Here is a 20,916-nt window from a genome sequence, read left to right as displayed (position 1 = left end):
TTAATTCAGGGTTGTTAATACTCGTTTTTTCCGTCCAGATCATCAATTAACAATCCCCTTGTTTTGTTAAGAATCTTACTGAAGAAGTCGCCACCTCCAGTTTCTTTTTTCTTTACTCCCGGCCTGTTATTAGCCGCTCTAACTTCCTTGTACCTGTTCTCTCTTTCGTCAATCGCTCTGAAACCTGAAAGTACAAGACCCACAGAGGTAGCATACATAGGGCTCTTAACCGCATCCATTTTGCTTCTTCCCAGATGCTCATTAGGGTAACCAATCCGGGCATCCATTCCCGTCATGTATTCCACCAGTTGTTTAAGTCCACTCAACTGACCGCCACCCCCAGTGATGACAATACCACCGGCAAGTCTGTTTTCAAAACCCGAAGTAATAATTTCAGTATGAGCTAACTCAACGATCTCTTCCATCCTTGCCTCAATAATATGGGCCAGGTTCTTGATTGATATTTCCTTTGGAGCTCTGTTCCTGATACCAGGTATCGAAACAATTTCATTGGGACTGGCTTCTTCAGCAATTGCTTTACCGAATTTTGTTTTCAGCAACTCAGCCTGATGCTGCATAACCATACACCCCTGTTTGATATCGGAAGTAATGATGTTACCTCCAAAAGGGATAACTGCCGTATGCCTAATTATATTGTCATGGAAAATAGCAATATCAGTGGTACCGCCACCAATATCGATCAGGCATATACCTGCTTCTTTTTCCTCATCGCTCAATACTGCCAGGCTCGAAGCCAATGGCTCAAGGATCAAGTTTTCGATTTCCAAACCTGCTCTCCTAACACATTTATTAATATTATTAATAGCATTAGTTTGGGCTGTAATTACATGAAAATCTGCCTCAAGTTTTACTCCTGACATCCCCACTGGATCTTTAATACCATCCTCATAGTCTACCGTATAATCTTGAGGCATAACATGAATGATCTCACTACCCGGTGGGATCACTATTCTGTACATGTCGTTGCTCAGCCTGTTTATATCTTCAATGGTGATTTCGTCATCATTTGAAGTTCTTGTTATACTTCCATGATGGATAGAACTTCTTATGTGCTGCCCCGCAATACCTACATTGACTACTCTGATATCGATGCCCGATTGATCTTCCGCTTCTTTAACCGCCTTTTCAATCGCGTTTACCGTTTTATCAATATTGGTTACTATACCGCGGATAACACCATCTGACTCCGCTTTGCCCATTCCAAGAACTTCAAGCTTCCCAAACTCGTTCTTGCGTCCCACGATGGCGCAGATCTTCGTGGTACCAATGTCAAGTCCGACTACTATTTTGTCATTTTCCATGGTTGTAACTATTTATTTTGTTAGTGGTTGTTTCCTTTTCAATCATCAGTCTGGTCTCCTCTATCATTCAAACTGACTATTCTGCAATAATCTGCCCTTCGTACATTAAATTCACTCTTTCATAAGTGTTCCACCCTTTCTTGGGTAGTATTTGCTTATAGAAGATGGTAAGTTTTTTAAACTTCTCTTCCAAGTCATAAGGCTGTCCAAACTCAACATACTGTTTCGTCACCTGAGGATACAGTGTCATATTTAACTTTTTGTCAATATCAATCTGAGCAATCTGGGCTTTCCAGAACTTATCATTATTGATAAACCTCAGCATGCCATATATCTTCTTCCCTTCATCTGTAGCCATCAGATCATTTTTCACCAACTGTCCTGCATATTTCCCTGTAATGAGTACCACCCTGGCAGAAAACTTATCTGATACCGGCAATATGGCCCCATCCGTAGCGATATAGGCATCCGGTCCATTACTTTGTACAATTCGTGCAAATGGTCTCCTGAGATCAATATTGACCAGCATGTTACCCTTTAGATCCTTATAGATCTCCGCCTTTTTTATGAACCTGTCACTTTTCACTCTTTCTTCTATTTCCTTCAGATTCAAATCTCTAAAGCTGGCACCTTTCACTACATGTGCTCCTGCCGCAGTCATTAATGAGAGTACGTCCGATTCACTTATAAAGTAGTTGTCATACTGGTTATCGATCCTGATTACGATATCCTTACAGGTGTCTCCACTTTGCTTGTTTTCTGTAAATCCAATTACAGATACCAATACAAGGGCCGCCATCACCACCTTAACTCCTTTCTTCAGTCTCAGTCTCTTAAACATGATATCTGTCTTTTAATAAATCCCTAACCGGCAACACCAATTGATCTATATCTCCTGCTCCAATAGTTGCCACTACATCAAGTTCGATACCTTTCAGGTATTTCAACAATTCCTGCTTAGTACACTGTACCTTATTATCTACCGAAATATTCTTGAATATTATTTCGGACGTTACACCTTCTATAGGCTCCTCACGTGCCGGATATATATCCAGCAAAATCACTTCATCTGCCAGGCTTAGGCTTTCCGCAAACCCATCAGCAAAATCCCTGGTTCTGGTATAAAGATGAGGCTGAAATATTGCCGTTATCTTTCTGTCAGGGTAAAGTGCTCGCAAGGACTTCAAAAAAGCTTCAATCTCCACCGGGTGATGAGCATAATCATCCACCAAAACAGCACTTTGGCCTCTTAGCAAATATTCAAACCGCCTTTTAACACCCATATAGCTCTCTATTCCATTCTTCACTTCTTCAGGACTCAAAAGCAAGTCCAACGCAATAGCAATAGCCACGGTTGCATTTTCTACATTATGAAAACCGGGGACGCCTAATCTTAGTCGCTCAATCTTGTGCCTCTCGTCTGAATAATCGAATTCAAAAAATCCATTTTTCATGGTAATGTTACTGGCAAAAAAATGCCCCCGGTTTATTCCATACGTACAGACTGTTCCACCAAAGTCTGTCGTTAGTTCTTTCGATATTTTCTCGTTTATAAATAGTTTACCTTTATCCTTGATCTTCCCAATAAACTCCTTAAATGAAGTTTCCAAATTTAATTTATCTCCATAGATATCAAGATGATCAGCATCTGAAGCTGTAACCACTGCTACGTCAGGATTCAATGCCAGGAATGACCTGTCAAACTCATCAGCCTCTACCACCGCTACCGTCTCCGGAGTTATCTCCTCGTTAGATATAAAGTTGGATCCATAATTAGTCGCGATACCTCCTAAGAATGCAGCAATATCTCTTCCTGCAGACTTCAGCAAGTGAGCGACCATTGACGAAGTAGTAGTTTTACCATGAGTACCTGCCACTGCCACAGTGTAGAACCCTTCTGTGATCATACCCAATACCTGCGATCTCTTTTTAAGCTCATATCCACTATCTTTCAAATAATTGAATTCTTCATGAGCCTTAGGTATCGCCGGAGTATAAACAATCAGCACTCCTTCCTTATCTCCCCTTATCTTCTTGGGAATAAAATGAACGCCATCCTGATAATGAACGGAAACATTCTCTGCTTCCAGCTGACGGGTAAGCTCCGTACTGGTACGATCATAACCCGCAACATAGTAGTCGTTTTCGTTAAACCACCTTGCCAGGGCACTCATACCGATCCCCCCGATACCCAGGAAATACACACTATGGTAATTTTTCAGCGTCACTTTATAATGGTCATCAATTCATTTACAATATCTTCCGTTGCATTGGGCTTAGCCAATTGCTTAATATTTTGGATCAACTCTGCTTGCCTCTTTTCATCCTTTAACAAAACCAATACTTCGTCTACCAACTTTCCCTCTGCTACTACGTCCTTCACCAATACAGCTGCATTCTTTTCTATCAGCGCTTTAGCATTTTTAGTTTGGTGATCCTCCGCCACATTAGGAGACGGAACAAATATCACTGGCTTCCCTACCAGACAAAGCTCTGAAATCGATAAGGCTCCTGCCCGTGAGATCACAACATCAGCCGCAGCATAGGCTAGGTCCATTTCTTTGATAAATTCAAGAATCCGAATATTGTCGAGGTATAGTTCTTTAGCTTTGGAAGTCATCTCCTCAAAATAGAACTTACCTGTTTGCCAGATCAACTGTACATCCACATCTATAATCTGCTGCAAATGTTTAATGATACTATTGTTGATCGTCCTTGCCCCAAGGCTTCCTCCCAAAACAAGAATGGTCTTTTTACCTGACTTGAGGTTATAATGCTTTAGAGCCTGCTCTCTCTTCTTTTCTACATGCTGTATGTCCTTCCTAACGGGATTCCCGGTAATCACTATTTTATTCTGAGGAAAGTATCGGTCCATATGCTCATATGCTACACATATCTTTTCGACCTTTTTTCCCAAACGTTTATTGGTGAGTCCAGCATAAGAGTTTTGCTCCTGAATCATTGATGGAATCTTTTTGCCTCTCGCCGCCAGCATAATCGGACCGCTGGCATATCCTCCCACACCTATCACAGCATGCGGCTTAAACCTTTTAATAATTCTGTTAGCCGCTACATAACTGAACAAAACCTTGAATGGAAAGTACAGATTATCTATTGAAATCCTTCTTTGAAAACCACTTATCCAAAGACCTATGATCTTATAGCCAGCCTCAGGAACCTTCTTCATCTCCATTTTCCCCTTTGCTCCTACAAAAAGGATCTGGGCATCGCTAAACCGACTTTTAATCTCATTAGCAATGGCTATCGCCGGGTAAATGTGCCCTCCGGTACCTCCACCGCTAATGATAAATCGATATGGTCTTTCTGTCTTCAATGCTCAGTTTTCAGTCTTTTATTAGTTCTTTGTTTTTTTAATTTTTTAATTCACTCACTGTATAGGCCTTATACCCTAACCATGTTTTTCACTTCTTTACTACTACCACCTCCCCAGTTTTTATCCACTTCCCCACGACTCACACTGAGTATAATACCAATCGACAAACCTGTAAAAAGTAGTGAGGTTCCTCCCATACTCACCATGGGTAAGGGTAGACCGGTAATTGGTCCGAGCCCGACTACTACTCCCATATTTACCATGGCCTGCAGTACGAGTGCAAAGCTTAACCCTGCCGACAGTAATCCTCCAAAGGCTCTTTCACTATTGTATACCCCTTTCATGCCTCGTGACAATAAAACCAGATACAACGCAAGCACCACAATTCCCCCTATCATACCATACTCCTCTATAATGATCGCATACACGAAATCAGAATATGGGTGAGGTAGAATATTTCTCTGTTGACTTTGCCCGGGACCTTTACCCGTAACCCCTCCGGTTGCAACCGCTATCCTTGCTTGCTTAGCCTGAAAAGGAAGCTCTCTTCCTTCAATAAATGTCTCTATACGACTCTTTGCTGTTTCTGCCCTTTCTCCAAATTTAAGCGCTGCCACTCCTGAAAGTGCTCCTACAAATACCAACATAGCCAAATACTTGATGGGCACACGTCCTATAAACATGATCAGCATACAGGTTAGAAATAACAGGATCGCTGATGACAAGTTTGTAAGAGCGATCAGCCCACATATTACACCACACCAGATTAGTATAGGAATCAATGATTCCTTAAAATCAGCTATATTTTGTTGACGCTTGGACAACATACTTGCGAGACTGGTTATTAAAGCTAAACTTGCCAGATCTGAAGGCTGGAATGACGCATTAATCACAGGCACCATAATCCATCTTGATGCATCGTTTAAGCTCATACCATTAGTAAAGGTATAAATGAGCAAAGGTACGCTTACCCACAATGCCAGTCTTGATATTCTGGAGTAATATCTGTAATCTACTTTATGTGCAAACCACATGGCCAATAACCCTACCCCTAAGAGCATGGTATGCTTGAACAGGTAGGTTTCAGGGTTACTCATATGCTTAAAAGCAAGCGTACCTGTAGCACTATACACCACCAGTGTACTAATCAATGACAGCGCAAACACCACGGCCCAGATCACCGGATCTCCGTGCAAATGCTCATCCATCCATGTCTTAATCTTTTTCATTGCTTCAAAGCGTTACTTTCAAATTCCTGCTTTAGTTCAAGCACGGCCTGCTTAAACTGATCGCCTCTGTCTTCATAATTTTTGAACAAGTCAAAACTTGCACATGCCGGAGATAGTAATACCACGTCATGTGCTTTTGCATATCCTAATGCTGACCTTACAGCATCTTTAATATTATCTGTCTCCAACAAATTGATGATCTGCTCATGAAAAGCATCTCTCAACTTACTGTTATCTTTCCCCAAACAAACCAGCGCCTTTACTTTAGCATTTACTGACTCCATTACCAGACTATAGTCATTGCCTTTATCAACTCCTCCAGCAATCCATACCAATGGCGTACTGAAGCTATCCAGCGCATATTTTACCGCATCCACATTAGTTGCCTTCGAATCGTTAACGAAATCAACATCATTGATAGTCGCCACATATTCCATGCGATGTGGTGCATTTTTAAAGGTTTTCAGACTTTGCCTTATACTCACCTCATTCACCCCCAGAATCCTGGCTACTGAAATGGCGGCCATCATATTGATAGCATTGTGCTCACCTCTCAAAACTGTATCTCCCTGGGCTACTTTAAACCCTCCTTCAAAAACCATCTCACCATTAGCAGTGTAAGCTGACATGCTTTCGGTAAGCGATAAAGGGTGCAACAGTGACCTAATCGATCTTTTATCTACCCCTTCTTGTATAAGCTCATTATCAGCATAGTAGATGAAGTGATCGTCAGGTGTCATGTTATTGACCATCTGAAACTTCGAGTCAACGTAGTTAGTCAGCTTATAATCGTAGCGATCCATATGATCAGGAGTAATATTCAGCAATACTCCAATGTATGGCTTGAAATACGCCGTACCATCTAACTGGAAGCTGCTCATCTCCACCACATAGTAGTCATACTTATCTTCTATGACCTGCTTTGCCAGGCTATGCCCCACATTGCCAGCCAGGCCAACATTCAATCCTGCCTCTTTTAGCAAGTGATATGTAAGCAGTGTAGTTGTTGTTTTTCCATTAGTGCCTGTTATGGCTATAATCTTTGCAGTAGTATACTGCGCTGCAAATTCGATTTCATCAATAAACTGGATATTTCTGGCCTGAGCCTTTTTTATGATATCCACTTTTTCTGAGATGCCCGGACTTTTAATGATCAGACTGGACTCCAAAATGATATCGGCTGAGTGCTTCCGTTCTTCATAGGCAATACCTGCATCGATCAACTCCTTTTTGTAGCTGTCCTTAATGGTTCCAAAGTCAGAAACAAAAACGTCATAGCCCTTGCTTTTTGCAAGAAGCGCCGCTCCGGTTCCACTTTCCCCTGCCCCTAATATGGTTACTTTTCTGCTCACCATTCTATCTGTATCTGCCTGTTTAAATTATCCAAACTGAATTTACTGTTAGCATATGTAACGCCCTTTCCTACTACCATCTTACCCTGCTTCATAGTTGCATTGAAAATAGCCATATAGATGTCACATATATTAATCATGTCTTTTCAGTTTATGCGTACAAAATCATCTCAGTTTTAATGTTGCCAAAGTCAAAATTGCTAGTAATATTCCTACAATCCAGAACCGTGTTACGATCTTGGATTCGTGTAAATTCTTTTTTTGGTAATGGTGATGAAGTGGGGACATTAAAAAAACCCTTCTACCCTCACCGTATTTTTTTCGGGTGTACTTAAAGTATGATACCTGTATAATTACTGACATATTTTCTATCAGGAATATCCCACAAAGTACCGGTATCATCAGTTCCTTTCTTACGACGAGTGCCAACACTGCTATAATCCCTCCAAGGGATAAGCTTCCAGTATCTCCCATAAAAACCTGTGCGGGATAAGAGTTATACCACAAGAAACCACAGCATGCCCCAACAAAAGCAGTACAAAATATCACAACCTCTCCCAGATTAGGGATATGTAAAATGTTCAGGTATTCACTAAAGTCAACACGGCCGGATAAGTAAGCAAAAATCGCCAGAGTAAGACCAATAATGGCCGAGGTACCAGCAGCCAGCCCATCTATACCATCAGTAATATTAGCTCCGTTAGACACAGCCGTAATAATGAAAATCACAATCAGTACATATATCATCCAGGTGTAATCATGCCCTAAGAAAGGTATGATACTATCGTAGTCCAGTTCATTGTCCTTGAAAAATGGCACTGTTGTTTTGGTCGATTTCACATCCTCATACTCTCTTACCACTTCATTATTTTCTATTACTGCTGTATCAGCATACTCCCTTACCACTACATCATCATGAAAGTAAAGCGTCAAGCCTACGATAAGCCCGATACTAACCTGGCCTACAACCTTGAACCTGCCTGCAAGCCCCTCCTTATTCTTCTTAAATACCTTAATGTAATCATCTAAAAACCCTATTAGTCCGAGCCAGATAGTAGCTACTATCAGCAGAATAACATATACATTGTCCAACTTCGCAAACAACAGTACAGGAATGAGAATCGCACTCAGGATAATCAATCCACCCATAGTGGGGGTACCCTTCTTTTCCATTTGCCCTTCAAGGCCCAAATCCCTTACGCTTTCTCCCACCTGCCTCTTTCTCAGGAAATTGATAAGCTTTTTACCAAACATGATAGTGATCAACAGCGAGATAAGCGCAGCCATACCAGCTCGAAACGAGATATACTGAAATACCCCGGCTCCTATCAGGTCAAACTCTCTCTGTAGATAATCAAAAAAGTAATACAGCATCTATCTTAATCTTTGGCAAATAGGTTTAACATTCGTCCAAGCACCTCCTTATCATCAAAAGGGTGTTTAACTCCATTTATTTCCTGGTAAGTTTCATGTCCTTTACCAGCTACAAGTATTATATCATTATTATCAGCGAGAAGGCATGCTGTTTTTATGGCTTCCTCCCTGTCCGCTAATACCACAGTTTTTTTATATTCTGCCGGGCTTACGCCAGCTTGCATATCCTTTATTATCTCCATCGGATCCTCATCACGAGGATTGTCTGAGGTCAAAATCACTTTATCACTCCACTTACAGGCTATGGAAGCCATCAATGGGCGCTTTCCTTTATCTCTGTTTCCTCCACAGCCCACTACAGTAATGACCTGCTTTGCCTCTGCTCTGAACTCAGCTATAGTTTCAAGCACATTCTTCAAAGCATCAGGCGTATGTGCATAATCCACAATGGCTGTTACGTTAGAGCTATTCGCCACCTGTTCGAATCTGCCAGGAGCACCGTCCAACAAAGACAATTGAGTCAGTACTTCATCCGAGTCTTTGCCAAGCAAGACCGCTACACCATATGCCGCCAAAAGATTATAGGCGTTAAAATCTCCTATTAACCTGAACCAAACATTTTTATTGTCAATCTCCATTTCAATTCCCTGAAGTGTATTGGAAATCAACTTACCCTTAAAATCTGCCACGCTTCGAAGAGCATAGGTATTCTTTGTAGCACTAGTATTCTGAAGCATTATTCTGCCTCTTTTATCATCCACATTGACAAGGGCAAACCCTTCTGAGCCCAACTCATCAAACAGTTTCTTCTTTGCATTGATATATGCATCAAAAGTCTTGTGATAATCCAGGTGATCATGGGTAATATTCGTGAACACCGCGCCAGCAAACTTCTGACCTGCCACACGCTCTTGTTGTATTGCATGCGAGCTGACTTCCATAAAGGCATATTCACATCCCTTTTTCACCATATCATCCAGCATCTCATTGAGCCTGATAGCATCAGGAGTAGTATGAGATGCAGGTATCTCCTCATCATTTATTTTATTGATAACCGTAGAAAGAAGCCCAGTCTTACACCCCATTTTCCTGAACAGGTTATATAATAATGTCGCCACAGTAGTTTTCCCATTGGTACCAGTGATACCTACGAGTTGCAATTTAGATGATGGATTACCATAAAAGTTAGAAGCAATCCAACCTAGAGCCCGGCTGCTATCCTTAACTGCTACATAAGTAACCTCATCAGAAATTTCATCTGGCAACTGCTCGCATACAACAGCACTTGCCCCTGATTTTACAGCCTGCCCTATAAAATCATGACCATCAACCTGAGTACCTGTAACGGCAATAAACAGTGTCCCCTTCGTCACCTTTCTTGAATCAAAGGCTATATGCGAAATTTCCCTGTCCATACTACCTGAAGTAGAGACCAGGGAAGATTTATATAATATGTCTTTCAATATCGCCATCAGCCCAACTCAATTTTTATTTCACTTCCTTTCAACGCTCTTGTGCCAGGCTGCTGTGATTGCCGGGAAACCCGGCCTGTACCTCGGATACTTACCCTGAGACCACAGCTTTCTAGTACATATATGGCATCTCGCAATGTCATCCCTGTCACATCCGGAACAAACTGCGGGTCCACTTTATTATCTTTCCATTTTATTGCATTTCCAAAAAGCTCTGTTGTAACCCAATCCTGATCTCCCTCGCTATGATTGGAAATACTCAGTTCGTTACATATGAACTGCAAATCCTCATGATTCCCTGAACGTATTACCGGGAAAACACCTGCTTCCGCAACGTATTCTTTAGCCATTGGTCTATGCATATCTATATCACGAGAGTAGATATTATCCGCTATTTCCTTAAAAACCGGTGCAGCTACATTGCTACCATACTGCCTCCATCCCTTCGGGTTTTTGATTAGCACTATAGCACTATACCTTGGGTTGTCCGCAGGAAAATAACCGGCAAAAGAAGTGATGTACCTCTTTGTATACCGACCATTCTCCAAAATCTGGGCAGTTCCTGTCTTTCCAGCAATTTTATAATGACTATTTTTTATATTGTTAGCCGTTCCGCGATCAACCACACCTTCCAGCATCACTCTTACTTTGGCTAGTGTTTCATTCGAACAGATTTTGCCATTAAGTACTACCGTATTATATTCTTCCAAAACTTTGTCTGCCCTTCTCACTTTCTTCACAATGATCGGCTTAATCATTTTACCATTATTTGCCACAGCATTGTAAAGAGCCAATGACTGCAACGGCGTAAGTTCCAGTCCATAACCATAAGCCATCCAAGGCAACGTAATACCACTCCAGTCTTTATCTGTTGGCCTTTTAATCTTAGGAATACCTTCTCCTTTGATTTGCAAACCCAGTGGTTTTGACAGTTCAAGATTGTCTATGTACTGAAGAAACCTTTCTGGTTTTAGCCCAAAATATTTATCTACCAGTTTTGCCATCGCCACATTTGAAGACTTTTCAAAAGCCTCACGAACGGTGATGGTTCCATATCCCCCCTCTTCGTGGTCAGTAACTGTATTATCGTAGAACTTGTACTTTCCATTTCCTGTGTCAACACTATCCCCGAGATTCATATTGGTATCTTCCAAAAGGGCGATCATGGTAGCCAGTTTGAATGTAGAACCCGGTTCTCTTAAACCTCCAACTGCATAATTATACCTTTCATAATAGTAGCCATTGCTATTTCTACTCAGGTTGGAGATTGCTTTTATCTCCCCTGTACTCACCTCCATCACTGCTACTACACCATAATCAGCTTCATGATATTCAAGGGCCTTTAACAAGGCTGTTTCGCTCACATCCTGAAGATTAATATCAATGGTAGTTTCAATATCAAAACCATTTTCCGTCTTCACTTCCGAGCCATCAAAAACAGGTTTCCAGCTCCCTCCCGCCATTTTTTGATACAGCGCTTCTCCATCTTTACCTGCAAGTTTATCATTAAAGCTGTACTCCAAGCCTGCACCTCGGTTGTTCTCATTGACGAAACCAATTGTACGTCTGCTTAAATTAGAAAAAGGTCTGAACCTCTTGTCGACCTTATGAAATATTACACCTCCTCCTAATCTGCCATGTCGAAATATGGGCCAAGTTGACATTTGCTTTTTGCCCTGATACCCGACCTGCTCCCGGTTGATGACTATATATTGCCTTCCTGTAGCTCTGGCATTTTTTAACTTTCTTTTATATCCCTCCTGCGACTGATCTTTAAAGTACCTGGACAAGAGTAAGGCTAATGAATCTATACCTTGATTAAATACTTCATCAGAAGCTATTGTAGCATCAAACGCTACCTTATAAAAAGGTAGTGAAGTAGCCAGAAGACTACCGTTATCAGAGTATATATTTCCCCGGGTTGCCTTTACTGTCATATATTTGACATTGGTCTGATCAGCAATCTGCTGCCACCTATCTCCTTCGGCAAATTGAATTTTACCCACCTTTACCACTATGGCAACGGCAAAAAGCGTAACCAGCAAAAATGCTATCCTGACTCTGAGTAATATGGACTTCTTAATATTCACTTACTTCTCTATCACAATTTTTTCAGGTGGTTGCAGACTTTCTGTAATGCCGAACTTTTTGACATTTTTAGCCACTTCAGACTGCTTACTGGCATACATATAGTCAGCCTTCAGTGTAGTATAATCAGCTCTCAGATCTTCAACCTGATCTTTGAGGCGATCAATCTTTCGTATATTCTTCTCAGCGTAATGGTTATTCCCGATATAAAATATTCCTATAGCCGTTACAAAAAGTATGTGCGGCAAGAATTTTACCGGCAGTCCATGAGCAAAAGCAGCATCAATACGTACCATATTTTCCAGTCTGGAAAATATGCTACCTCTTGTGCTTTGCTTTTCGTTTACCCTGTAACTGTTAGTAGCCATACCTATATTTTCTTAGCTATTCTCAATTTTGCACTACGTGCCCTGTTATTTGTATTAAGTTCTTCTTCAGAAGCTGTAACCGGTTTTCTTGTTACCGCCTCCAAAGGCTTTATTACATTTCCATAAAAATCCTTCTCCACCTCTCCTGTTATCTTTCCCTTCATAATGTAATTCTTCACCAACCTATCCTCCAATGAGTGGTACGACATGATTACAAGTCGTCCATCCTTTGCAAGCATTTCACTGCTTTGCTCCAACATTTCCTCTAAAGCCTTCAGCTCATCATTCACCTCTATTCGGATAGCCTGGAAAACCTGGGCATAATACCTATTCTCCTTACCTCGCTTTGCGTACTTGCTCAAAATCCGCTTCAGATCTTCGATAGTCTTAATCTCTTGATTGATTCGTGTAGCGACTATAGCCTTAGCCAAAGTTCTGGCATTACGTACTTCGCCATACATACCCAATATCCTATGCAAGTCTTCCTCACTATATTCATTTATAACCTGACGAGCTGTTTTAGAAGCGGACTGATCCATACGCATATCAAGTTCCGCATCAAACCGCGTTGAAAAACCCCGGCTTGCAGCATCAATCTGATGTGAGGAAATACCCAAATCACCAAGGATTCCGTCAACCACTTTTACCCCATACATTTTCAGGTATCTTTTGAGGTGCCTGAAGTTGCCTTCTATGAATGTAAAAGAACTACTTTCTATTTTTTCTGCGTTGGCCTTAGCATCCTGATCCTGATCGAATGCATACAAATGACCTCCATTTAACTTTTCAAGAATAACCTTAGAGTGCCCTCCACCCCCAAAGGTCAGATCCACATATATCCCGCCTGGTTTGATATTCAACCCATCGATGCACTCTTTTAGCATCACTGGATGATGATAACTGCTATTAGACTCAGACATTAGCTTGACTTACCATTTGGAACATATTACACCTTTCTCCCTTTAGCACTATAAATTTTACAAGCCAGTCATAAGCGCTGACCTATGACAATTGTTATTCATCCAAATACTTCTGAGCCAGCTTCGAAAATTCATCCGGATCACTAATCAGATGTTCCTCATATTTCACTGGATCCCAAATCTCCACTTTATTACCCATACCTACCACCACAGCATCCTTACCCAAGCCTGCATAGCTCAACATCAGTTTAGGTATCAGAAACCTACCAGTATTATCAAGTTCAACTACAGAACTACCCCGGAAGAAATTACGCTGAAGCTTTCTGTATTCTTCATTGAATTCATTAAGCCCTGCAATTTTTGAGTAGATTTTTTTGAATTCTACCATGGGGTAAAGAATCAGACACGGCTCAAAACCACGCCTCACAACAAGCTCGTTACCAGACGACTCCGGTAAGTTTGCTTTGATCTTTGCTGGGAGCACAAGCCTGCCCTTTGCATCGATCTTGCATTCATATTCACTGGTGAAAAATGCCATTGTGGTGCTAATGCTCTGATTCTAATAAACAAACATAGAAAAATATTTGACATTTTCCACCACTTTCCACCACTTTCCACCACTTTTTTACATTTTTTCTTACTCGAAGGTAGCATTTATCCTCAAAAACCATAACTTCCCACCCGCGAAAAATTATTGCACAAGTATTCTTCGACGGCTCGCAACACGCTAAAAACAACTCAAAACACTGATTTTCAAAAAGAAGGGTTACAAAAACGCAAAAAGAAAACTACAATAACGAGCTTAAAACCCTATTACAAGCACTAAAAAAAGTGGTGGGGGAAAGTGGGGGATTTTTTCCGAAATTTCCAAAAAGTGGAAAAAACCACCACTTTCTCCCCGCATTTCAGCTTACCGACTATCTAAACATTATGAGATAACTGATGAATCATACAATTTCTGGATATCTTCATTCGTCATACCCAGCTGAGAAGTAAGAACTTCTCTGGTATGTGCCCCAAAATGAGGAGGTGGGGAAAGGTGGGAACTTTCATCTTTCACTCCCCCAAAGTGTGCTGCAAAAGTTGCAATACCTTTGAACGTCCCCTGCTTAAGAAGGAGAGATTTGACAGCCCCCATTTGCACTGCCTCTTTCACATTCTGCACCACACCTACCGGGACTTTTGATTTGTTCAGATCATCTAATAACTCTCCAGACTCTCGTTGAGCAATGGCCGATTGCAAAACTGCGTAAAGCCCCCTTCTATTCAACACTCTTGCCGCATTATTCCCATACGATTCACTAACAGGCAAATCATTTATATTCAAGCAATTACATAGATTTAAAAATTGCTTATCGGTACCTACTGCCAATATAATTTCTCGCTGATCCTTCGAAGTAAAAATATCTCCATATGGAGCAATATTAGGGTGTGACGACCCCTGCCTGGACGGAACCTTCCGCGCCATCAACCAGTTAGTTCCCTGATTGGCTAATGAGGCTACAGCCGCCTCAATAAGAGACACCGAAACCTCTCCCCCTTCACCTGTTTTTAGCTTATGGATATAAGCCAAAAGCAAAGCTTCTTTAAGATGATGGCCAGCCAGAATATCCATCAGAGCTACAGGGATTTTGACAGGTTTACTATCAGGCTCGCCATTCATAGACATAAAACCTGCTTCTGCCTGAATAATGGCATCGTAGCCAACCTTGGGATTATCATCCCCATAACCGGTGATTTTACCATATAGCAGGTCTCCTTTTATTTTCTTTAACGACTGATAATCAACACCTAGTTTTTCAGCATCCCCCGGCTTATAGCTGACTATCACAATATCAGCCCCTGAAACCAACTTATATAAGATCTCAAGGCCTTGCTTTTTTGATATATCAATACCAATTGACTTTTTACCCCAATTAATGCTAGTAAAATAAGCAGATATATCTCCGGCAACTTCACCTTTAAGCTTCCATGTACGCGTCACATCCCCTTGATTAATAACACTTTCCACCTTCAAAACTTCCGCCCCAAGTTCGGCAAAAAACTGACCAACTCCTGGTCCTGCCAATACAGAAGCCAACTCTATAACCCGAACTCCGGAAAACAATTCTCTACTTTGCATATAGCGCTTCATTTCAAAAAAGAGTGTAACAAACCTACCTGACAGCCAACACCACATTACCAAATGATAACAAAAGTGGTAAGGTTCAGGAAAAGCCAAAAGTATTATACCTGACTTCAGAAATCAAAATATGCTACATGAATAAATATCATATTTCGAGACTAAACAATATAACCAGCGTTCAATATCTACTCTAATAATTAACAATACAGTTACGCAAACAATAACACCAATCACACCTGCATGCAATTCTTCCAAGGAAAAACTTTAGCAATTTAACTTCTTCAAAAAAACTTACATGATAAAAAATATGTCCAAACAAATTAAAAGTGAATTTTTTCAAAAAATCGTCCTATCAAAAGATTTAAGTAATTGACATCAAGCAAAACTTACTGATAAAATCATGTGAGTAACTTTCCCTAAAAATCTCATGACTCATAACCTATCTTATCACCTAATTTAGCAAAACACAAAACTCAACTATTATGCGAGAAAAGAAAAAGCTTAAAATTAACGACCTGAAAGTGAATAGCTTTGTAACTTCTATGAAAGAGGTTCGAGGTGGAGCAGTAGCTACTCTTAACGTAGACTGTCCTTATTTTAAAACCCAGCCTAAAACCTGTGTAGAGTCAGTAAACTGGTGCTGGACTCCATAATTTTTTGATCAAAAAGAGGCGGTATCCCGAAAAGCCTTACATGTAAACAGAGTAGGGGAAATTAAATGCTAAAACCAATGAAAAAGCAAAAAAAACAAAAAGCAACATTGAATTCTTTGCAAGTTAAAAGTTTCGTGACTTCAATTAAAAACCAAAATATACTAAGAGGCGGAACATGCCTTGACCCTACTTTGGTAGGGCCTGAGTGCGAAGCTTAAGTATAATCTACTTCTATTGCCCTGCAGACATGCTGTTTGCAGGGCATCCTATTTTTCCTTACCAATACGGCATATAATCTTCAATCTGTTTCAATAATCTTGACAATGTATTATCTTTCTTGTTTCAAGAATAAAAATTAGCTTCATGAAAAAAGACATAAAGAAGATAAAGAATATTCTGTCTGTACTATTAGCTTTTCTACTTGTTTATCTTCTGTCTGTATTATCATCTTTACTAATTCCTTTGGCCCTTGCTCTTTTCATAGCTATACTTCTACAACCGGCTCTATCCTGGTTTGAAAGTAAAAGATGGCCTTTTGCATTAAGCCTTACAGTGGTATCTGTTAGCAGCTTGGGTGCTCTATGGCTATTAGGAATGTTATTTTATCGAACTGGAGTCAACATTGTAAAACAAAAAGCCTACCTCCTACAGCAAATACACATAAAACTTGACGAGGTTCTGATATGGATCAATGACCTGCCAGGAATAGAAATTCAATCCAAAGATCTGATTGATATAATTTCGGGGGTTATGAGCTATGATTGGCTAATAAAATCATCAGGGCAATTTGCCGGAATTCTTGGCGATTTTACCGGCACTTTTTTCATGACTGCCCTCTACCTAATCGGTTTTCTAGGGGGGATTCTTAAGTATGAGCAGTATATTCACTACCTTGAAGAGGGCACCGGTGACAATGACCAAAGTATGCTTGAGGGGTTTGAACAGGTTAAATCCTCTATAGTAACGTATATGAAGGTTAAGTTTTTTGTCAGTTTTCTAACCGGCTTAGGTTATTTCATTATTTGTTGGTCTTTTGGGGTTAAGTTTTCTTTCTTTTGGGGCTTTCTGGCCTTTCTTCTTAATTTCATTCCTACTGTAGGCTCGATTATTGCCACAATCCCACCTCTACTATTTGGTCTTATCCAGTTTTCATCTATTGGAACCGTCGGTATTCTTGTTGTGCTTTTAATGACGGTTCAAACAGTAATGGGCAATGTAGTAGAACCAAAAATGACTGGCTCCAGCCTATCTCTGAATACAATTGTAGTTATTCTTGGTCTCGTATTTTGGGGGTATTTATGGGGAATTACTGGTATGATACTTTCTGTTCCACTCCTTGTATTAACTAAGGTAATTTTGTCTCAGTTACCAGATGCTCAACTTCTCGTCAGGCTTATGGGCAGTCAAAGTGAAAAACCATCACCCAACACCAACGCCTCACCGATGGCTACAACAAACAGTAGCGAATAACCAGAGGCAGCTATGGCAATGTGACCTTTACCTTTGTACCCTTTTTGAAAGTACTGGAAAATTCTATTTGTCCATTAAGTTTTTCAATCGCAGTCTTTACAATATGTAAGCCTAGCCCATTTCTATTAGAAACTGCTTCAGCTTTATAAAACATTTCAAAAAGTCGCTCTTGTGCCTCATCCTTAATTCCTCTCCCATTATCCTCAATAAAAAGCTGTATCATACCCTCTACATCTTCTATAATTATAGTCACCGTATGCTGTTCACTACTCCTCTCATAACGATAGCGACACGCATTATCGATTAAGTTTCGCAAAATTCTGCTAAGTAGATACTTGCTATAACGGTGCTTTCTACTCACCTTAACATCAACAACGACATTTATATTATTGATAGGAACAAACCTCGACAAGTCTTCCAGTATACCCTTAACCAATTCCTCAAAGTTTATCTCCTGTGCAGGGAATCGATTTGAGTGTATCCGTGAAAGCTTGCGAAGATCTATCAGAAGAGAGTCCAGTCTTGAAGTACTTTGCACAATCATATCCAGATAACTCAGGAGTTTATCATCCTTAACATCAGCCCTTGCAAGGTTCAACACCCCCTGAATCGTTGTAATTGGAGCCCTAAGATCATGAGAAGACCTATAAAGAATAGTTCCCAGGGTCTGATTAGCTTTTTCTAACTCCACCTCCAGTAACTCTATCCTCTGAGTTTGGTCAAGTACATCAGTAATATCTGTACCTATTAAAATGTAATTTCTATCCCCAGTCGAGGTTGACAAATAGAGTATGACCTTTGTATCCAAATAAAAATAGTTTCCACTTTTCTTTTTATCGACAAACACCTTTCTAAATAAATTTCGGTCTTCATTGAGCTTCCTTACATTGTTCCAATAGGCGTCAATGAATACTCTACCCGAGCGAAGTGTATCAATAGACTTACCCTCGATTTCTTCCTTGTCATACCCCGAAACACGCTCAAATGAAGGGTTGACATACAGTATTTTACCTCTATCATTAACAATAGCAATTGTATCAGAGGTATGTTCAAAATAGATTTTATTTAATCTCCAACTACTCACAAGTTTTAGGTAAAATCAATCACAGATCGTGAATTATTTAGCAAAAGGTTTTATGGAGTTTAGGTGACATATAATCACCTCTTTATTAAACACTTCCAAAGCACCCCCCCTCAAGGATTCTAAGTATAAGAAAATAAAAAATTAAATACTTTTATTTCAGATGTACTTTCTAACACTAAATTTTAAAAAAGGCAAATACATAAAATTAGAAGGGTTTCATTTTTTAAAGATTAGGTAATTTTACCTATGAAATTGGTGAATTTTACCTAACCAAAAACCGCCTAAATAGATTATTCCCATTTTCTCAGCTCACTTTTTTTTTGCTTCTTCGAACCATCAATAAAGATGAATCGGCGTAATGATGATGACTAAATCGAAAATGGGAGTAGGAGAACGGGAGAGGCTGATGCTCTCTGATAATTTTCTGATGGAGAAAGTTCGATACATTCTTAATAGTCCTTCTCAATGTGAAGAGTACAAGAGGCTGACTTCTAATGATGATAAGGTTAATTTTTTCCTTAATCACTTTATTATGAATGATTATGCTATCCGTCAAATGAAAAACCTTTATTTAAGTAGCGAACACCGCATACTGGTTTTTCTAGATATGGTAGAAAACATAATCCATGAAATAAATCAAGATAATTAAAGATTATCTCGTCCGATATTAATTGAATTTGGTTTATAGTTTGTTTGTAAGTTCCTGATCCTATCTCACTCGCTCAGCAATGAGTTGAGTGGGATCAGGGTTGGGTATCCATCGAAAGGTCTGACGCCCCAGCAGCACCTTATCAACCTAATTAAGCAAAGCTTTGGTATTACTTTCCTTCCACCCCACCGTAGTACCCCTGAACTTTTTGAATTTCGAATAGCTTACGGTAAAAGAGACAACGGTTTTTAAGCCTAATCGTATAACTTTGCATGATGAAACGAGTAGTAGTAGGTATGTCGGGCGGTGTAGATAGCAGTGTCGCCGCTTATTTGTTAAAAGAACAAGGTTATGACGTTATCGGTATGTTCATGAAAAACTGGCATGATGATAGCGTAACCATTAGCAATGAATGTCCTTGGCTGGAAGATAGTAACGATGCTATGATTGTAGCTCAAAAATTAGGTATTCCATTTCATGCCATAGACCTTAGTGAAGAATACAAGAAACGCATTGTTGACTACATGTTCGACGAATACCAAAAAGGCCGAACTCCAAACCCTGACGTACTTTGTAATAGAGAGATTAAATTTGACATCTTCTTAAAGGCAGCTATGCGCTTAAAAGCTGATTATATAGCAACCGGACACTACTGCAGAAAAGGCGTTATAGAAGGAGAAGACAAAACAACCTATCAATTACTGGCAGGAAAAGATCAGAATAAAGATCAAAGCTATTTCCTTTGCCAGCTTACACAAGATCAGCTGTCAAAGGCTTTATTTCCCATTGGCGAGCTTCAAAAATCGGAAGTCAGAAAAATAGCTAAGGAACAAGAACTTATCACCGCAGACAAAAAAGATAGCCAGGGACTATGCTTCATTGGCAAGGTACGTCTACCAGAATTTCTCCAACAGAAACTGCAACCCAAAAAGGGTGTGGTCGTTGAAGTTCCTGCAGAAGCAAGTACATATGAGAGCAATCCATCTGATATGGATCTCAATAGCGCATCATCCGAATCTTTAAGAGAACTCTCTGCTTCATATGAGTATCACCTCAATGATGGTAAGGTAGTTGGAGAGCATAACGGCGCTCATTACTATACCATTGGCCAGCGTAAGGGTTTAAATATTGGCGGCACACCAAAGCCTCTCTTTATTATTGAAACTGACACCAACCAGAACATCATCTATACCGGTCAGGGAGAAGACCATCCCGGACTTTACAGAAAAGGGCTGCTTATAAATAAAGCTGACATCCATTGGGTAAGAGAAGACCTTAAAATGAGTATTGGCGAGGACCGCCCCTATGAAGTAAGAATAAGGTATCGCCAGAGCCTTGAAAGCGCTAAGCTCTTTATGCGTGAAGAAGGTTTATACATTATCTTCAACCAGCCCCAAAAAGCTATAGCTGCAGGACAGTTTGCTGCGTGGTATAGCGAAGATGAGTTGATAGGTTCAGGTGTAATTAGCTAAGTTT

20 protein-coding genes are annotated in these 20,916 nt (G+C 40.2%); 5 read left to right on the top strand and 15 right to left on the bottom strand.

Annotation, left to right across the window (positions count from 1 at the left end; all coding sequences use genetic code 11):
* Nucleotides 1-14: 14 nt before the first annotated feature.
* The 14 genes from ftsA to JMN32_RS04205 all read right to left on the bottom strand — a co-directional run bounded on the left by ftsA (nt 15) and on the right by JMN32_RS04205 (nt 15,581).
* Nucleotides 15-1,322 (bottom strand): cell division protein FtsA, encoded by a 1,308-nt coding sequence (gene ftsA / locus JMN32_RS04270; protein WP_202855049.1) that lies wholly within the window; start codon nt 1,320-1,322, stop codon nt 15-17.
* Between the two features lie 76 nt (nt 1,323-1,398).
* A complete protein-coding gene (locus tag JMN32_RS04265) occupies nt 1,399-2,163 on the bottom strand; it encodes a cell division protein FtsQ/DivIB (protein WP_202855048.1) in 765 nt (254 codons plus the stop codon).
* Complete coding sequence (gene murC / locus JMN32_RS04260; RefSeq protein WP_202855047.1) at nt 2,156-3,550, bottom strand: UDP-N-acetylmuramate--L-alanine ligase; 1,395 nt, start codon at nt 3,548-3,550, stop codon at nt 2,156-2,158. Before murC ends, JMN32_RS04265 begins: the two co-directional genes overlap by 8 nt.
* The gene (murG, locus tag JMN32_RS04255; protein WP_202855046.1) at nt 3,547-4,656 is read right to left on the bottom strand and encodes an undecaprenyldiphospho-muramoylpentapeptide beta-N-acetylglucosaminyltransferase; all 1,110 of its coding nucleotides are present in this window, start codon (nt 4,654-4,656) and stop codon (nt 3,547-3,549) included. Before murG ends, murC begins: the two co-directional genes overlap by 4 nt.
* A 68-nt stretch (nt 4,657-4,724) precedes the next feature.
* Nucleotides 4,725-5,885, bottom strand: a complete 1,161-nt coding sequence (locus JMN32_RS04250) for an FtsW/RodA/SpoVE family cell cycle protein (RefSeq protein WP_202855045.1) — start codon at nt 5,883-5,885, stop codon at nt 4,725-4,727.
* Nucleotides 5,882-7,240, bottom strand: a complete 1,359-nt coding sequence (gene murD, locus JMN32_RS04245; RefSeq protein ID WP_202855044.1) for a UDP-N-acetylmuramoyl-L-alanine--D-glutamate ligase — start codon at nt 7,238-7,240, stop codon at nt 5,882-5,884. The genes JMN32_RS04250 and murD overlap by 4 nt, the downstream gene beginning before the upstream one ends.
* On the bottom strand, nt 7,234-7,377 hold the full coding sequence (locus tag JMN32_RS04240; RefSeq protein WP_202855043.1) for a hypothetical protein: 144 nt from the start codon (nt 7,375-7,377) through the stop codon (nt 7,234-7,236). Before JMN32_RS04240 ends, murD begins: the two co-directional genes overlap by 7 nt.
* A gap of 25 nt (nt 7,378-7,402) precedes the next feature.
* Nucleotides 7,403-8,611, bottom strand: coding sequence for a phospho-N-acetylmuramoyl-pentapeptide-transferase (gene mraY, locus JMN32_RS04235; RefSeq protein WP_202855042.1), 1,209 nt, complete (start codon nt 8,609-8,611; stop codon nt 7,403-7,405).
* Between the two features lie 5 nt (nt 8,612-8,616).
* Nucleotides 8,617-10,083: a UDP-N-acetylmuramoyl-L-alanyl-D-glutamate--2,6-diaminopimelate ligase gene (locus tag JMN32_RS04230; RefSeq protein WP_202855041.1), complete on the bottom strand. Its 1,467-nt coding sequence runs from the start codon at nt 10,081-10,083 to the stop codon at nt 8,617-8,619.
* Nucleotides 10,083-12,173, bottom strand: coding sequence for a penicillin-binding protein (locus JMN32_RS04225; RefSeq protein ID WP_202855040.1), 2,091 nt, complete (start codon nt 12,171-12,173; stop codon nt 10,083-10,085). The genes JMN32_RS04230 and JMN32_RS04225 overlap by 1 nt, the downstream gene beginning before the upstream one ends.
* Complete coding sequence (locus JMN32_RS04220; RefSeq protein ID WP_202855039.1) at nt 12,174-12,539, bottom strand: FtsL-like putative cell division protein; 366 nt, start codon at nt 12,537-12,539, stop codon at nt 12,174-12,176.
* A gap of 2 nt (nt 12,540-12,541) precedes the next feature.
* Nucleotides 12,542-13,459: a 16S rRNA (cytosine(1402)-N(4))-methyltransferase RsmH gene (gene rsmH / locus JMN32_RS04215; RefSeq protein WP_202855038.1), complete on the bottom strand. Its 918-nt coding sequence runs from the start codon at nt 13,457-13,459 to the stop codon at nt 12,542-12,544.
* A gap of 94 nt (nt 13,460-13,553) precedes the next feature.
* Nucleotides 13,554-13,997 (bottom strand): division/cell wall cluster transcriptional repressor MraZ, encoded by a 444-nt coding sequence (gene mraZ / locus JMN32_RS04210; protein ID WP_155174759.1) that lies wholly within the window; start codon nt 13,995-13,997, stop codon nt 13,554-13,556.
* A gap of 390 nt (nt 13,998-14,387) precedes the next feature.
* Entirely contained in the window at nt 14,388-15,581 is a 1,194-nt protein-coding gene (locus JMN32_RS04205) for a CaiB/BaiF CoA transferase family protein (protein WP_202855037.1), read from the bottom strand.
* Nucleotides 15,582-16,066: 485 nt separating this feature from the next.
* Between JMN32_RS04205 and JMN32_RS04200 the strand changes: the two genes are divergently transcribed.
* The 3 genes from JMN32_RS04200 to JMN32_RS04190 all read left to right on the top strand — a co-directional run bounded on the left by JMN32_RS04200 (nt 16,067) and on the right by JMN32_RS04190 (nt 17,707).
* The gene (locus JMN32_RS04200) at nt 16,067-16,237 is read left to right on the top strand and encodes a pinensin family lanthipeptide (RefSeq protein WP_202855036.1); all 171 of its coding nucleotides are present in this window, start codon (nt 16,067-16,069) and stop codon (nt 16,235-16,237) included.
* Between the two features lie 65 nt (nt 16,238-16,302).
* A complete protein-coding gene (locus JMN32_RS27700) occupies nt 16,303-16,455 on the top strand; it encodes a pinensin family lanthipeptide (protein ID WP_394369147.1) in 153 nt (50 codons plus the stop codon).
* A gap of 145 nt (nt 16,456-16,600) precedes the next feature.
* Nucleotides 16,601-17,707 (top strand): AI-2E family transporter, encoded by a 1,107-nt coding sequence (locus tag JMN32_RS04190; protein WP_202855034.1) that lies wholly within the window; start codon nt 16,601-16,603, stop codon nt 17,705-17,707.
* Between the two features lie 10 nt (nt 17,708-17,717).
* On the opposite strand, the gene JMN32_RS27610 is transcribed toward JMN32_RS04190, so the two are convergent.
* Nucleotides 17,718-18,791: a PAS domain-containing sensor histidine kinase gene (locus JMN32_RS27610; RefSeq protein WP_202855033.1), complete on the bottom strand. Its 1,074-nt coding sequence runs from the start codon at nt 18,789-18,791 to the stop codon at nt 17,718-17,720.
* A 358-nt stretch (nt 18,792-19,149) separates the two neighbouring features.
* Between JMN32_RS27610 and JMN32_RS04180 the strand changes: the two genes are divergently transcribed.
* Complete coding sequence (locus tag JMN32_RS04180; RefSeq protein ID WP_202855032.1) at nt 19,150-19,440, top strand: hypothetical protein; 291 nt, start codon at nt 19,150-19,152, stop codon at nt 19,438-19,440.
* A gap of 275 nt (nt 19,441-19,715) precedes the next feature.
* Complete coding sequence (gene mnmA / locus JMN32_RS04175) at nt 19,716-20,912, top strand: tRNA 2-thiouridine(34) synthase MnmA (protein WP_202855079.1); 1,197 nt, start codon at nt 19,716-19,718, stop codon at nt 20,910-20,912.
* Nucleotides 20,913-20,916: the final 4 nt, after the last annotated feature.

It is taken from the genome of Fulvivirga marina (assembly GCF_016775155.1).
GTDB classification, from domain to species: domain Bacteria; phylum Bacteroidota; class Bacteroidia; order Cytophagales; family Cyclobacteriaceae; genus Fulvivirga; species Fulvivirga marina.
The sequence above is the reverse complement of the archived record's forward strand: the minus strand, read 5'-3'. Positions and strand labels throughout refer to the sequence as shown.

Excerpts from the sequence above, each read along its gene's own strand:
- ftsA (WP_202855049.1), bottom strand. The coding sequence starts at position 1,322 with ATGGAAAATGACAAAATAGTAGTCGGACTTGACATTGGTACCACGAAG.
- JMN32_RS04265 (WP_202855048.1), bottom strand. The coding sequence starts at position 2,163 with ATGTTTAAGAGACTGAGACTGAAGAAAGGAGTTAAGGTGGTGATGGCG.
- JMN32_RS04250 (WP_202855045.1), bottom strand. The coding sequence starts at position 5,885 with ATGAAAAAGATTAAGACATGGATGGATGAGCATTTGCACGGAGATCCG.
- murD (WP_202855044.1), bottom strand. The coding sequence starts at position 7,240 with ATGGTGAGCAGAAAAGTAACCATATTAGGGGCAGGGGAAAGTGGAACC.
- JMN32_RS04240 (WP_202855043.1), bottom strand. The coding sequence starts at position 7,377 with ATGATTAATATATGTGACATCTATATGGCTATTTTCAATGCAACTATG.
- mraY (WP_202855042.1), bottom strand. The coding sequence starts at position 8,611 with ATGCTGTATTACTTTTTTGATTATCTACAGAGAGAGTTTGACCTGATA.
- JMN32_RS04230 (WP_202855041.1), bottom strand. The coding sequence starts at position 10,083 with ATGGCGATATTGAAAGACATATTATATAAATCTTCCCTGGTCTCTACT.
- JMN32_RS04220 (WP_202855039.1), bottom strand. The coding sequence starts at position 12,539 with ATGGCTACTAACAGTTACAGGGTAAACGAAAAGCAAAGCACAAGAGGT.
- rsmH (WP_202855038.1), bottom strand. The coding sequence starts at position 13,459 with ATGTCTGAGTCTAATAGCAGTTATCATCATCCAGTGATGCTAAAAGAG.
- mraZ (WP_155174759.1), bottom strand. The coding sequence starts at position 13,997 with ATGGCATTTTTCACCAGTGAATATGAATGCAAGATCGATGCAAAGGGC.
- JMN32_RS04205 (WP_202855037.1), bottom strand. The coding sequence starts at position 15,581 with ATGCAAAGTAGAGAATTGTTTTCCGGAGTTCGGGTTATAGAGTTGGCT.
- JMN32_RS04200 (WP_202855036.1), top strand. The coding sequence starts at position 16,067 with ATGCGAGAAAAGAAAAAGCTTAAAATTAACGACCTGAAAGTGAATAGC.
- JMN32_RS27700 (WP_394369147.1), top strand. The coding sequence starts at position 16,303 with ATGCTAAAACCAATGAAAAAGCAAAAAAAACAAAAAGCAACATTGAAT.
- JMN32_RS04190 (WP_202855034.1), top strand. The coding sequence starts at position 16,601 with ATGAAAAAAGACATAAAGAAGATAAAGAATATTCTGTCTGTACTATTA.
- JMN32_RS04180 (WP_202855032.1), top strand. The coding sequence starts at position 19,150 with ATGATGATGACTAAATCGAAAATGGGAGTAGGAGAACGGGAGAGGCTG.
- mnmA (WP_202855079.1), top strand. The coding sequence starts at position 19,716 with ATGAAACGAGTAGTAGTAGGTATGTCGGGCGGTGTAGATAGCAGTGTC.